We start from the raw sequence: 13651 nt of genomic DNA, 5'->3' as shown, positions 1-13651 counted from the left end.
GCTATCACCATGGATGAAGATTTTGGAGAAAAATTGTCCAATGTCCATGGTGGACAAAACCTGTTTGCAGAAACAGGATTGCGGAACGATTTTTGCCAAAACTGAAGTGAACTTTAGATTGGGCGAATGAAAAGACTCTGGTTCGGATTTTTGATGGTTTTGGCGGCCGTAAGCCTTCAAGCGCAGACTGCAGCTGAAAATGATTTGCTGCGGGCAAGTATTGTCGGCGACCTGGAAGAGGCAATGGCCGCATTGGGCAAAGGCGCAAAACTCGAATGCCATGACGGCAACGGTCGCACACCCCTTCTGCTCGCCACCAAATTGGGCCATACACCCTTGGTGATCATTTATTTGGACAGAGGCGCGTCAATTTCCGCGGCAGACGAGGAAGGTACCAATGCGATGATGATGGCCGCCAAAAACGGGCAATTCGAGATCGCGCAGGTTTTGCTTGCCAAAAGTCCCAATTTGGAAGCCATCGACAAAAATGGATTCACCGCCTTGATGCTTTGCGCCGAAAGCGGCCATACCGAAGTCATGGGGCTTCTGCTGGAAGCGGGTGCCAAACCCAAATTCACCAAGGAAGAAGACATCGAGGTCGCAAAAACGGGTTCGCAGCAAGACAACCTCAATGCAAAATTGCTGAATGCCATCCAAAACCACGAAGAATCAGTTGCGTTGGAGATGATCAAGGCGGGCGCAAAACCCGATGCACGGAGCAAACGAAGCATTCCGGCGTTGGTCATGGCTGCGGCCCGCAAGCAGGTTGCTGTCGTCGAAGCCCTGCTGGACAAAGGTGCCGACGTGAATATCCGCGCCACAGATGCTGAAAAAGGAATCGAGCAGATCACACCGCTACATGTTGCCGCCACCAATGGCCACGTCGAAATCCTGCAACTCCTGCTCACACGCGGTGCGCACGTGGACGCCCAAGACAAGTCGGGGCTTACACCCCTCATGGCTGCCTCTGAACTGGGCAACACAGTTGCGGTCATTCTGATGATCGACAAGGGCGCAGACGTCAATCTTCAAGATTACGACGGTCTTTCGCCGTTGATTTTGACCGCCTATACAAGCCAACACGATGTCGCCCGTATCCTGCTCAGCCATGAGGCACAACCAGAACTCGCTGACGACCAATTCACTACACCATTGATGATTGCCGCACAACAAGGCGACATGGAAATGGTCAAGCTCTTGGTTGAGGCAGGCGCAAATCCCAAAACACGCAAAGGCCCCAATGGCTACCGCGCTGCCGACATTGCAAAACTCAACGATCACAAGGAAGTTGCAGCATTTTTGAAGGCTGCCTCCGAATAAATCCTTTCGAAAGCCGATGCAAAATCAGCAAAACCAAGAAAAAGGCGGAATTGCCGGCGCCATCGCTATGTTGTTTGGCGGACTGATGGCCTTGTTCAGCCTTCTCAGCGTCTTGAACACGGCATTTGGGTGGGAATTGAGAGTCAAAGGAACGCCGCTCCCAGATCATTGGGATGCGACGATCGGATTGATCGGTGCTACCGTGATTTTTTGGGCGATATGGGCGTTTTTGACCTATGTCCCACCGGTTCGGCGATTTGGACGCAAACATCCGTGGATTTTGGCGATGATTGTCGTCGCCGGATTGGTCGGCGCCATTGTCGGCATCACCATCTGGGACAACGCCAACATCGCCGCGCGGAATGCCAAGTGGACCGAGGAGGCGCGACAGGATTCCCTTCGGGTGCAGGACAGTCTGGCGAAGGTTTCGGTGGAGAATCCGGGGGATTCCCTTCGTTGATTTCATGACAAGTGCTTAACTGGGCTGAAAAAGTGGCCGCCTCAAATCTGCGTGCGCAGGCTAAGAGTTTCAAGACGTTCGGACCACGCATCCGGACCGCCCGACAGTTTGTTTGTTGGAGCGAATGGGACGGGGAAGGCACGAGCCACAAGAAACAAGCACCCCGAACCCCCCGCTCCCCCCCAACCCCACACCACCCAGAACCCAAGGCGGAATGAGGCGACCCCATCCCGGTTGAAAGGAGCGGCGCGTGGGTAGAAGGAATGAGGCTTGGAGCCGATATTTGGAGCTCAAACGCCTTCTCAAAGCAGACGGCGATACTTCCAAAAAAGAGGACATTGCCACAGCCTACCTTGAACTTGGACGACTATATGGTTTTCCTGCTAATGAAATTTCTACGAAAAGATCCTGATTCGCCCATTTTGAAGAAGAGCAAGGTTTACGGCCATGACGCGCTCAAGAATAGGGCATTACGCAATGAACTGCTCAAAGAGCATCCGCTTACACCGAACGTCTATTGTCGACTGACATTGAACATTTCAAACCCTGCCATCAAGTATAAAGATGACTTTTTCAATTACTACGCGGTGCTTCCATGGGCCAATCGCGCTAAATTGCGAAGGTCCTATGATGGCAGCTCATTTTTTCAGAATCCCGAGGTACTGCATGAAAGGTTGACATACCGAGACGATGAATTTCATCCAAGAAATGCGGAGGACAAAGAAGCCAGTAACCTTATCCAATTTTTAGGCCTCAATGACGAGGAACTCTTGGTGCATCGGAAGGCGCATATCGGACGCTTAAAGGAGGTCATGGAGTATCTTTGCGAAGCAGACCGCGATCGCTTTTTCGCCTATCTGACCAAACACCGTCCAGAACTCTCCTTCCCCACTGCGATCGAAGCTGAATTCAATATTGACCTTACCGACATCATCCAAAACCCATGACCCTCTGCCCCTGCGGAAGCACCAAAGAACTAGCGGAATGTTGCCTGCCGTACATTGATGGTCAGGCGCTTGCCCCGACAGCGGAGGCGTTGATGCGTTCGCGGTACACTGCTCATGCGCTCGTGCGTGTGCCGTACATTCTCGCGACTTGCCATCCGTCCATTTTGCCCTACCAAGAAGCTGCGGCCATCGAAAAATGGTGCCGATCTGCGCAGTTCCTCAAGTTGGAGGTGCTGGAAACCAAGGCAGGAAAGGCCTCCGACGAACGGGGAACGGTGCGTTTCATCGCTTGGACGAAGGAGGCTGGAAAATTGTCCGGGATTCATGAGCGCTCGACGTTTGAAAAGGTGGATGGGAAATGGACCTATGCAAGTGGGCAGCACCAGTCCCTCAAAATGCCGGGAGCCAACGATCCTTGCCCCTGTGGCAGCGGATTGAAGTACAAAAGTGCTGCGGCGCTTGAGCCGTTGGCAATTCGAGGGGAATCCGTTATTTTTAGGAAAGAAAAGTTCGAATGGGCACCCGCTACCGCAGTCTCGATGTTAAAAAGGTGATCGAAACGATTCGCCACCTCGAGTTGCGCATCGAAGACCGGTTTCCGGGTTCCGGATTGGGCAAGGTCTGCAAGGAATTGGAGGACCTCGCAGAGGTCACGCGGCAACGCATTGAATGGATCAAAACCCCCAAGCTTTGGATTCGAATCGGCATCGGCAGCATCATCGTCTTGATGGTCGCCATCCTGCTGTACACCATTTCGACGTTTAAGGTAGCAAGCGGGAACTTCACCGTCGGCGACTTGGTGCAGATTTCGGAGGCGGGATTGAACGATGTGGTCCTGATTGGTGCGGCAGTCTTCTTCCTTTTCAGCGTCGAGAACCGTGTCAAACGCAGCCGTGCCCTCAAGGTTCTCTACGAATTACGGGCGATTGCCCACGTGATCGACATGCATCAACTGGTCAAGGATCCGAGTCGGCAAATCTCCCAAAACACGGAACATTCGCCAAAAGTGGATCTGACACCTGCTCAATTGACCCGCTATCTCGACTATTGCAGCGAAATGCTATCGCTTACAAGTAAAGTAGGCGCGCTCTATGCTCAAGCCATCGACGACAGCGTGGTACTACAAACCGTGAATGAAGTCGAGGAACTGACAACCAGCCTCAGCCAGAAAATCTGGCAAAAAATCATGGTGATCAAGGAGTTGGAGATGGATCAGCAGCCTAACGATCCACTTCGCCCTGCATCAGCCAATTCCTGAGCAACCGCTCCCCCACTCCATTTTCCCGAACAGCCCTGCATTCTGACGGATCACATCTGAATCTGTCAGCCCTGAATTTCCTTTGCCTAATTTCCATTCAGATTTAAAGTTCTGCTGCTGATGAAAGACTATTTGACCTATCCCACTGCATTCATCTAGGTAATTACCTGGATGAAAAATGACGCATAAAAATCGAAAAAAGCGGCCTGGTTTTCGCAATTGGCCGGAACCGTTGCCCCGTTGCACCTATTGGCGGAAGCCGAACTGGCGACGTCCGAAGACGACCAACGAGCGCCGCGCGGCTACCGAACGCAACGAAGAAGGGTACCACGAAAACGGATGCCGCGCCAAACGAAATGCACAACATCTCTGGTTTGCCTGGGATGACAAAATGCGCTCCAATCTGCGATGCAGAAATTGGAAGCGTCACCGTTTGACCCAAAGGAAGGAATAAGAAACCTTGCGCGCACATTGACTGTCAGAGAAATTGTCCACGTTCTCTTGCAAATTTTGGCGCGCAAATGGCAGCGTCGGGTGCAATGCATGGCCCCGACGCTTTGCTTTTTTAGCTTTTCAGGGTGTGTCCTATACTCGCAGGACAAAGGCATTTTTCGATACCAATCTTCGTAGGCTTCCAATACACAGCCTTCTCCCGTACGGACAGGTCGCGACCTGTCCGTACGAGGGAAAATGAATTACAACTTTATCTTGATAAAAAAATGTCCGGAACAAGGTTTGGACCTTTTCCCGGACATTTAGAAATGCTGGATTAACTATTTTACCAGACCAATTTCACTTGGCCGTTTCCGACGCGCACACCTTGGAAATGCTGCACGTTGGTTGCTGTGGGAATGGTGTAGCTGCTGCCGCCACCTGCGCCCCGGCAGTTACCGCTACCCGCACCGCCATACCATCCGCCGCCGCCGCCGTAGCCTTCGCATCCGCAATTGAAGGAGAGCGGAGTTCCGCCCTGCCCAAAGGAGCCGGCCATCAGGACATTGTTAAAGGAGGCACAGGTGCCATTGGCACCCCCAGCAGATTGGCCTGCACCCAGCCCGCCAGGATTGGCGCTAAAACTTGGATCCCGGTAGCCATTTCCACCTGTCAAGCCGCCACCGACGCCACCGACTACATGAAGGCTGCTCCAGTAGCCTGCGCCGCCACCTGCACCGCCAACGATGATGCGGTCATTGAGCGTCGTGCCTCCACGGCGTACATCCGACGCGCCACCGCCACCTTTGCCAGCACCGTCACCTGCACCACCGCCATTCCAGCCGGCAACGGTTCCAGTTGTGGGCTGCTGACCGACATAGACCATGAGGGTTTCGCCGGGTGTCACCGCAATTTTCGCACGTACACGTCCGCCGAAGTTGGTGTTGTTGATCCAGTTGGCGCCGCCTTGTGCCCCGTAGACATCCATCGTGATGCTGTCCACACAGCCAGGTACGACAAACATTTGCGCGGAGCCTGTGTAAACAAAGGTCGTGCTGTCGTGAATCAGCTGACTGTTGGTGTCAACCATCGCGGTATCCATCGCAAAACAACCCAAGGAATCGGTTACGGTGAGCATATAGGTATTGCTACTCGTCGGAGTCACGGTTGGATTGGCAACCGTCGTCGACGAAAGGTCCGTGGCCGGTGACCAAAGGTAGGTCAAAGCACCTGTTCCGCCGCTGCCGGAGGGGGAACCTCCCAAGGTTGCGGACGAGCCGAAGCAAAGTGCCAAGTCTGGACCTGCATCTGCGACCACAGCAGCACTTGGAGTAACGGTTACACTGTCAGTGCCGACACAGCCGATCGAGTCGGTCACGGTCACAACATAAGTGGTTGTCAAAGCGGGCGAAGCCGTCGGATTTGCATCGGTTGTCGAATTCAATCCTGTGCCAGGTGTCCAACTGTAACTGTAGGGATTCACGCCGCCCGAGGCGGTTGGTGATCCACCGATCAGGCTGCCACTGTTGGCGCAAACACTGCCGTCTGCGCCGGCATCGGCTGTGACTGTGATTGCTTGCACATATCGAACTTCTGTGTACACGGGAGCGCATGTACCTTCTTGTACAGCAGCACGGTAGTAGCCATTCGAATCGGCTGTCATACAAAACGTATCCGCCGACATAAAAGGAACAAGGAACCAAGAATTGCCGTCAGCACTTTGTTCCCATTGTACAAAACCACGGTGACCGCCGATGGTATGGCAAACCGTTTCGCCTTTGCAGACCTTGGTGGTCAGCGCTTGGGCTTGCAATCCGCCAATTCCAAAGAGCATCAGAAGGGCGAGCGCAGTTGTATATTTTTTCATCGTTGTTTTCATGTTGATTGGGTTTGAGGATTAGCGAATGATCATTTTGCGTGACAATTGCAGGTCTCCGCCTTCCAATCGAATGAAATAGGCTCCGCGGCTCAAACCATTCAAGGTGATTTGCTCGCGAACGGCATTCCCCGGCTGCGTCAGCAACTTTGCAAATACGGTGCGTCCGCTGAGGTCGACCACGGTGAGGTTCAGTGATTCAAATTGCCTTGCAAGGTCGATGCTGACGGTGAATTTGCCTTCGTTGGGATTGGGGAATACTTCGAATGCATTTACGCCGGCCATTCCCGAGATGCCGATGCAGGTATCGATGGCGATGCTGATGGTATCGTAGGCGGTACAGCCCAAGGAGTCGGTGAGCATCAGCACATAATCGGTGTTTTGCGTTGGGGTCGCAATCGGGTTGGACACGGTCGGATTGGTGAGGTTAAGGGCAGGTGCCCATTGGTAGGAATAGCCACCATAGCCGCCAACCGCAGCAGGATTGTCTCCCAATGTGGCAGGATCGCCTGGGCAAATCAGTTGGTCTTGGCCCGCTTCGGCTTCAAGCGGAGCCGGCTGATTGACCGCATAGTTGAGGTAGACTTGGCCCGAGGCAGTGCCCATCCATCCAAGGAAGAGCAAGGTGGCCGCAGTCAACGAAATCCTTCGAAAATTTCTCATAGCAACGTTTCGATTTTGAAAAAGGGTGAATGGAATCGAAGGCAATTTACAAACGATATGATAACAAAAAGAATGCGGCGTCTTCCAATCAAGGAAAACGCCGCATATTCTTGATTAGAACTTGCTTAGTTGAAAAGCACTTTCTGCGTCATCACACCCTTGCGGGTCTGAACGGTGAGGAAATACATCCCTGCTGTGAGGTCTGCATGGTCCAACTGATAGCTGTTGCTTTTCAGATCAGCAGCGACTTTCACTTGACGGCCATTGAGGTCGGTCACGGTGATGGCGACCAATTGGTTGCCGGCGTCGTTGGTGCGGATATTGACAAAGCTGGCAGAAGGGTTAGGGAATACAGACACTTCGCTTGCGCTGATGTTCTCTACGTTGCCGGTGGTAGCACCGGTGCAACCTGGCATACCCAATGCGCAAACGATACGTGGCACTACGAAGTTCAACGTCGAGTCAATGTAAGCCAATGACTTAGCACGGCCCATGTCAGGATTGGTTGCCAAACCTGCGAGGTGGAAGTTGCCCAAGGTTGGGTGGGGAACATTTTTCCAATACGTGCTATCCCAATATTCCCAAGGTGCCGACTCCATGGATGGACGGAAGAAAGGGAACAGACCATTCAAGCCACCGTTGACGGTTGCAGCTTGCACGGAGGTTGGATCCACGTAGGTGTAAGTGTCGTAGGATGCATTGACAGCCAATGAAGTAGCATAACGCTGAACGCCTTTGGTGCCGCTCACGTTCACCACAAACTGACCTGTGGTAGGCACGATAACTGCGCCGTAATCGTAAGGAGCAAATGGATCGCTCGTCACGTGTACACCAGCAGAAGGAACTTCGCCAGCTTCGATCCAGGTAGAGTCACCAACTGCACCGCCCATGTTGAATGCAAACTGGATGGTAGAGCTTTCGTTAGGGTAGTTGCTCACGTTGAGTGCGCGTGACCATTTGCCTTCGACGTCGCCTGACAATGAAGTATCGACATAAGAGTCGCCGTTTCCGTCGAGGAATTTGCTCAGGTTGATCTCGTCGTAGCTGTCCAGGTAGGCAGCACCCAAGGAGATATAACCACCGGTACCCATACCGCCGACCACTATCCTGTTTGGATTGATGGCATGCTGATTGCCGTTGGCATAGTCATTACGCAGGTAACGCACGAGGGTACGTGCGTCTTGGATGCCACGGTAAGCAGCATTCAACAAGGTACCTGTGCGGATGTCCTGTGTCGAACCTAGTGGGTTCCAGCCAAAACGGTAGTCCATGGCAATTGCCACAAATCCTCTTTTGGCAAGCTTGCGGCACATGTCAACGACTGCAGAGTCTCTCTTGCTGCCGGTAGCCTGACCATTTTGTGGAGAAGGCAAGAAGATGCCGGTGTGGGCAACGATCACGACTGGACGCTCGGCAAGGGTATCCCCCATCGGGTGATAAACGTCATAGGTCAAAGTGTCCAAACCGGGCGAGCCGGTGATCACCGTGATGTTGGTCGCGTATTGAATGTTCTGGTTCACCGTGATCGACGAGAAAATCTCGGACAGGTAACGTTGGGCATTGGCCGGTACGGCCGCCACCATCAGCGCTAGAAACGCTGTAAACAGTAGTAATTTCTTCATACTCATCAAATTTGATTCTAAAAAACTTGGATAAACAATATTAAAAATCAATGATTTACAATTTATCTAACTCCACAAGCACCTGGAAATAAGCCATCCGACCGACGTAAGGGCCGCCAAATACTTGCAGCGCCTGCTTGTTCAGGACGTTGCTTGCACCCAGCTTGAAAGTGGTGTGGATCTTCTCCACCTTCTTGTTGATTTGACCGTCAAACAACCAATAGGTGGGAACAAAGCCGGTGAATTGGGGCGAACCTTCGAATTGAAAGCCTTGTACCCATTTGAAGTTGGTGTTGAAGCCCAAGTTCCGAATGGTCTTTTCGCCGAGTGTAACGGGAATATTCCGGCCGCCAAAGCCGATGTTGAACTTGTGCTCGGGAGTATTAAAGGCAGGGATGATCGGGTCATCCACGGTCAATTTGTTGAGCTTGTTCCAGGAGTAATTGGCATTGACCATGTAGTACTTTTTGAAATAGTAGTTGGCCCCTGCGGAGAATCCCTGAGTGGTGACAAGGTTATCGGAATTGGCAGCGACGCGGTAGATGCGCTTGACCGTCGCGAGGTTAAATTGATCGACTGAGATATCGGCGCCCACTTTATAACCAATAAAGTCCTGGTAAAGGCTGAAATAATAGCTCGCGTCGATGAATAAATGTTCGCCGATCGTGCCGCGGTAGCCGATTTCAGCGCTTTTAACCTTCTCTGGACGAATGGCAGCGACGTTGAAATAGCTGAGGGTATCCGGGTTTTGAGAGTCGAAGAAGTTGTTGAGGGATTCCAAAGTGACCAAGGAATCCCTGCCTTCGACGTTGCCCACCAACAAAGCGCGACCGACATTGTAATACAGATATTGCTCCGACAAACTCGGGTTGCGAATGGCGGAATTCAGGGCCAAACGCAGGATATTGTCTGCGTTGATGTTGTACACGGCCGAGACCGCTGGCGACACCAAGAAGTTGAAATTCTGGTTCTTGTCAAGTCGGCAGGTTGCATTGAGCTTCATGCGGTTGTTCATGATCCGCTTTTCCAATCCTGCGTAGATGCCTGCTTCCTTGTTGATGATGCGCACGCCATTGGTATCGCTGAAGATGGTGCCTTCGGAGTAGGGCAAATAAACGCGAACGTTGCCCCCGACGACGATGTCCATGAAGCTGGGGGTGAATTTGTATTCGCCTTGGAGGTGCCATAGTTTGGACCGGTCAAAGAATCTTGTTCCCCCTTCCGTGAAGGCTGTGCGGCTTGTCACATCCGCCAAAACGGAGTCAAAAGCGGCAGTGCCCGGCTCGAAACGGTCCAAGGTACCGTCGGTCAGATTCGCAGAATTGGCAAAGTCGCGTGCCTGTTGATGCCAAACGACCAAGGAGTCTTGGTTGGCGGCCATCACAGAGTCGAGTTGCAAGTATTCATCGTCCCAAGGACGGTTTGGCTGGGTAAATTGCGGGTAACCTGGCAAAGCCTGCGCCCGCGTGGTGACGCGCGTGGCCCAGTAGTTGCGGTAATCGTTGCTCCATTCGTTGGTGTTTTTGGCGGCGTCCTGGATCATAAACGCCGTAAAGACTGCATCGTAGCTCTTTCCGGCATCCTCATGGGTAAAGTAGCTGCGAATAAAGCCTTTGTCTTCCTTTTTGAGTTCGAGTTTGTGCTGGAAAAAGAGAATGTCTTTGAGGCTGTAACGGTTGTCGCCTTGATACACTGTGGTTCCTGTACCGAAGTTGGAGCCTGCGATGAGTTCGGCGCCTTTGAGGACTTTGAAATGGAGTGCGCCACCCAGTTTGACATTGTAAGTATTGTAATTGACAACGTCTGATTCCTTGTAACCGTCTCTGTGCCAGATACCCAAGCCGGGGTAGGCGCGTTTGCTGGAATTGTCGAGGGCGTAGTTGATGCCCGAGGTGAGGTTTTCATCCCCATAGGTATTGACTTTGTCGTAGCCGCCGGGATTGTCGACGCCGACGAGGCTTTGTTGTGTCGGGTCGATGTTGGTGGCATTCCAATCATTGGCCCGCATGAAGGCACCGTTGATCTTGAAGGCGAAGACATCTTCGTCGTTTTTGTTTTTGAAGGCTTTGGCATAACGCAGGGCAACTTCGGCCAAATTGCGTTCCCCTACCCTGCCTTGTATGCTCAAGCCTTGGTGGATGAATGGATTCTTGGTGGTCATGCTGATGACGCCGTTGAATGCATTCGGTCCGTAATAAGCTGAGCTTGCGCCAACTACGAGGTCTACTTTCTGCACATCCAATTCGGAGGAACCCAGGAAGTTGCCGAGGGAGAAGTTCAGGCCGGGTGCTTGGTTGTCTACACCGTCGATGATTTGAAGGGACCTGACAGGCGAAGTGCTGTTGAATCCGCGGGTGTTGATGATTTTGAATCCGAGGCTGGCGGATGTGAGGTCCACGCCTTTCATGTTGCCGAGGGAGGCGTAGAAGTCAGCACCGGCGACTTCCTTGATGGCGATGGCGCCCATGCTTTCGACCGTCAGCGGATTTTCGGCTTCTTTTTCAGAGATGTTGCGGCCGATGATTTCGACGGCCTGCACCTGCACGGTTTTTTCGTCCATGCCCAATTTGAGGGGTTTGTTGAGGTCGGTGACCTCGGTGCGGAGGGTATCGTAGGACATGAATGTGACGATCACCTGAAACGGCGGGGCCTGCGGGACCTGGAATTCGAAGTTGCCTTCATCGTCGGCCAAACCGCCTGCTGCGCCGCCTTGAAGGAAAACTTTGGCTCCTGCAAGCGCTTCGCCGGTGGCCTTGTCGGTCACTTTTCCACGTAAAGTCCCCTGCCCATATCCGGCAAAGGCTACGCTCAAAAATGACATGATCAGAAGTAGAGGGTAAACTTTCTTCATGCAACTTTTGCTTCTGCGTTCAGAATCAATGATGATTCAGCGCAGTAAGTCCGCTAATATTGCAGGAATTTTCGGAAAAAGTGGTACAAAAGTGTGCAAATTATCAACTTGGAGAGAATGGGGAATTGGGAATTGAGAATTGAGAATTGAGAATTGAGAATTGAGAGTTGAGAGTTGAGAGTTGAGAGTTGAGAGTTGAGAGTTGAGAGTTGAGAGTGAATTGTCGAGTGTGGAGACAGCGGATATTTCATTTTGTCTGCTTTGGGTTTTGCTTTGCAGGGGCAGGAGGATTGAAATTCCCGCTGCTGCTGCGCTATGGTAGCTTAGCCGCAATGGGGGAATTGACAACCTTTTAAGGGTAGAAACCTAACGCGCTACCATGATCTTTTCGTGGTGAGCTGTTCCGTTTTTTCCGGTGAGATGCAAGATGTAAATGCCTTGGGGCAATTGGGTGAGGTCAATCGTGAGGGATTGGGCACTCCAAACGTCCTTTTGAAGGTTGATTCCGCGGAGATCTTTCAGCTCCCAAACCAACGGAACTTGGCTTTCCCTTTGGAGGTGCAACTGCGTATTTGCCGGATTGGGAAACACTTGCAGGGTCTTCAGGGCGGGATCGGGTGCGGCGATCGGACAATTGGCCAAGCTCACGTCTGCCAGTCCGGCGCGCATGCGGATGTTGGCGGTGCGGGTGACGGGACCATTGGGATACAGCAACAGGTCAATGGGGCCCTGTCCTGTGCCGTAGGTTTGGGCATAACGCATTTCCAGCTCATACAATCCGGAGTCGGACAAGGTTGTGGCGTTGATTGCGATTCCCGGACCGACGACGCCCGCCATCGGCAGGCCATTGTGGTACCAAATTCGCTGTACGGGAATGTCGGCGGTACTTGAGAAGGAAAGTGATTCGCCGGGACAAAGCACTTGATCCCCTCCTGTGACGCTCAAATCAGGGAATCTGAACCTTGCAATGGCGGAACGGTGGTCGCTGAATTCGCTGAGATCCCATAAAACGGAGGAAAGACTGCGAAAGGTGGTAATGAACACTTGGCCTTCCAAAGGGAGCAGGTAGCGGGGATCAGTGAATACGTGGTCGATGACGTCTCCGGTGTCGCGTCCAAAATTGGATTCGAAGAAACCGCTGTAATCCGGAACCACAATGTCGATCGAATCCAGCATGTTGTAATACAGGTTGTGGCTGTTGTTGGCGTCGGTATTGAGGTCGCCTCCCCAGATCACGGCCTCGTGCTGCGGGATGTTCTGGGCGGCGATAAAGTTCTTCATCTCGGTGTATTGCAGGTTTTTGGCTTCGAGATCAGGGGCGTCACTGCCGGCGTCGAAGTGGGTGCCGAAGACATTGTAGTATTTGCCGAGCTTGTTGATGCGGGCGTATTTGATGCCTTTGTTGGCAAGGCAATCCTGCGAACTCGGGCCACACAATTCGAAATCATACTGATCGGTGGCTTCGATGGGCCATTTGCTGAAGATGATAACGCCGCCGTTGAAGGGGAAATAGTCGTTCAGAATCCCGGAATTGTGGGCGTATCCGGCGGCCAACATGGCGGGTTCAAGGTTTTGCAGCCTCGGAAGCGGATCGAATGCCTCTTCGAAGATCACGACGTCTTGCCAAGGGGAAAATTGGGCGGGCAACAAATCAGCACGGTCATCGGCTTGCGGCATCCCGACGACGCCCAAGGGCAGCATCTGTATGTTGTAGGCCATGACATTCAGCACATTGGGATTGGAGAAGTCTGCCGAATCAATTGCATAGATGGGCGATTCATGGATAGCTAGGCGAATGTCCATGCTCTGCTGTGTATCGTCGTTGTCGGCCTTGTACTGAAAGGTCAAGGTGCGCCCGGCGATGGTCACGATGCCCAGATGGAAGCTGCCGTCGGCGTTGTATCCGGTATCGAAGGTGTCGCCATGTAGACGGGAAGCAACGGTGGTCAGCGGTCCGCTGCGTTGCATGCGGAGATCGAACCAAACGGTATCCAAGCCGTGGGAAAGTGCCAAGCTGTAGATCACGGAATCCCCGATGGGAACGACGGTGGAATCGCGCATGGTATTGAACACCTCGGTGTCTTCGATCCAATTGGCAAGCAAGGTCGTGTTGTGGTTGTATTGCTGCGCATTGGGGCTATGGGAGCCGTTTTGGACCAGTTTGATGTCGAAATCCAGCCAAGAATTGTTGCGGATGAAGACGGAGGATTGGGCAAAGGCGC

Annotated in this window: 11 protein-coding genes; 6 read left to right on the top strand and 5 right to left on the bottom strand. The window is 52.6% G+C overall.

Annotation, left to right across the window (positions count from 1 at the left end; all coding sequences use genetic code 11):
* The first annotated feature begins 126 nt into the window (after positions 1–126).
* The 6 genes from IPN95_22160 to IPN95_22135 all read left to right on the top strand — a co-directional run bounded on the left by IPN95_22160 (position 127) and on the right by IPN95_22135 (position 4439).
* Positions 127–1320 (top strand): ankyrin repeat domain-containing protein, encoded by a 1194-nt coding sequence (locus IPN95_22160; protein ID MBK9452072.1) that lies wholly within the window; start codon positions 127–129, stop codon positions 1318–1320.
* A gap of 16 nt (positions 1321–1336) precedes the next feature.
* Positions 1337–1780, top strand: a complete 444-nt coding sequence (locus tag IPN95_22155) for a hypothetical protein (protein ID MBK9452071.1) — start codon at positions 1337–1339, stop codon at positions 1778–1780.
* A gap of 386 nt (positions 1781–2166) precedes the next feature.
* Positions 2167–2727, top strand: a complete 561-nt coding sequence (locus IPN95_22150) for a hypothetical protein (GenBank protein ID MBK9452070.1) — start codon at positions 2167–2169, stop codon at positions 2725–2727.
* Positions 2724–3281 carry a YchJ family protein gene (locus IPN95_22145; protein MBK9452069.1) on the top strand — a complete coding sequence of 186 codons (558 nt, stop codon included), beginning with the start codon at positions 2724–2726 and terminating at the stop codon, positions 3279–3281. Before IPN95_22150 ends, IPN95_22145 begins: the two co-directional genes overlap by 4 nt.
* Positions 3242–3985 carry a hypothetical protein gene (locus IPN95_22140; GenBank protein ID MBK9452068.1) on the top strand — a complete coding sequence of 248 codons (744 nt, stop codon included), beginning with the start codon at positions 3242–3244 and terminating at the stop codon, positions 3983–3985. Before IPN95_22145 ends, IPN95_22140 begins: the two co-directional genes overlap by 40 nt.
* A gap of 178 nt (positions 3986–4163) precedes the next feature.
* Positions 4164–4439 (top strand): hypothetical protein, encoded by a 276-nt coding sequence (locus IPN95_22135; GenBank protein ID MBK9452067.1) that lies wholly within the window; start codon positions 4164–4166, stop codon positions 4437–4439.
* Between the two features lie 324 nt (positions 4440–4763).
* On the opposite strand, the gene IPN95_22130 is transcribed toward IPN95_22135, so the two are convergent.
* The 5 genes from IPN95_22130 to IPN95_22110 form a co-directional block, all read right to left on the bottom strand.
* Positions 4764–6284 (bottom strand): hypothetical protein, encoded by a 1521-nt coding sequence (locus IPN95_22130; GenBank protein MBK9452066.1) that lies wholly within the window; start codon positions 6282–6284, stop codon positions 4764–4766.
* A 30-nt stretch (positions 6285–6314) separates the two neighbouring features.
* Positions 6315–6956 carry a T9SS type A sorting domain-containing protein gene (locus tag IPN95_22125; protein MBK9452065.1) on the bottom strand — a complete coding sequence of 214 codons (642 nt, stop codon included), beginning with the start codon at positions 6954–6956 and terminating at the stop codon, positions 6315–6317.
* Between the two features lie 125 nt (positions 6957–7081).
* The gene (locus tag IPN95_22120; GenBank protein MBK9452064.1) at positions 7082–8578 is read right to left on the bottom strand and encodes a T9SS type A sorting domain-containing protein; all 1497 of its coding nucleotides are present in this window, start codon (positions 8576–8578) and stop codon (positions 7082–7084) included.
* Positions 8579–8633: 55 nt separating this feature from the next.
* The gene (locus IPN95_22115; protein ID MBK9452063.1) at positions 8634–11429 is read right to left on the bottom strand and encodes a TonB-dependent receptor; all 2796 of its coding nucleotides are present in this window, start codon (positions 11427–11429) and stop codon (positions 8634–8636) included.
* Positions 11430–11795: 366 nt separating this feature from the next.
* The coding region (locus IPN95_22110) for a T9SS type A sorting domain-containing protein (protein MBK9452062.1) at positions 11796–13651 on the bottom strand (1856 nt) is incomplete at its 5' end.

It is taken from the genome of Bacteroidota bacterium (assembly GCA_016718825.1).
Classification (GTDB): Bacteria; Bacteroidota; Bacteroidia; order J057; family JADKCL01; genus JADKCL01.
Note: the sequence above shows the minus strand (reverse complement) of the source record. Positions and strands in the feature narration are given on the sequence as shown.

What these genes read in the sequence shown, in the direction of transcription:
- IPN95_22160 (MBK9452072.1), top strand. Translation starts at nt 127, where the DNA reads ATGAAAAGACTCTGGTTCGGATTTTTGATGGTTTTGGCGGCCGTAAGC.
- IPN95_22155 (MBK9452071.1), top strand. Translation starts at nt 1,337, where the DNA reads ATGCAAAATCAGCAAAACCAAGAAAAAGGCGGAATTGCCGGCGCCATC.
- IPN95_22150 (MBK9452070.1), top strand. Translation starts at nt 2,167, where the DNA reads ATGAAATTTCTACGAAAAGATCCTGATTCGCCCATTTTGAAGAAGAGC.
- IPN95_22145 (MBK9452069.1), top strand. Translation starts at nt 2,724, where the DNA reads ATGACCCTCTGCCCCTGCGGAAGCACCAAAGAACTAGCGGAATGTTGC.
- IPN95_22140 (MBK9452068.1), top strand. Translation starts at nt 3,242, where the DNA reads ATGGGCACCCGCTACCGCAGTCTCGATGTTAAAAAGGTGATCGAAACG.
- IPN95_22135 (MBK9452067.1), top strand. Translation starts at nt 4,164, where the DNA reads ATGACGCATAAAAATCGAAAAAAGCGGCCTGGTTTTCGCAATTGGCCG.
- IPN95_22130 (MBK9452066.1), bottom strand. Translation starts at nt 6,284, where the DNA reads ATGAAAAAATATACAACTGCGCTCGCCCTTCTGATGCTCTTTGGAATT.
- IPN95_22125 (MBK9452065.1), bottom strand. Translation starts at nt 6,956, where the DNA reads ATGAGAAATTTTCGAAGGATTTCGTTGACTGCGGCCACCTTGCTCTTC.
- IPN95_22120 (MBK9452064.1), bottom strand. Translation starts at nt 8,578, where the DNA reads ATGAAGAAATTACTACTGTTTACAGCGTTTCTAGCGCTGATGGTGGCG.
- IPN95_22115 (MBK9452063.1), bottom strand. Translation starts at nt 11,429, where the DNA reads ATGAAGAAAGTTTACCCTCTACTTCTGATCATGTCATTTTTGAGCGTA.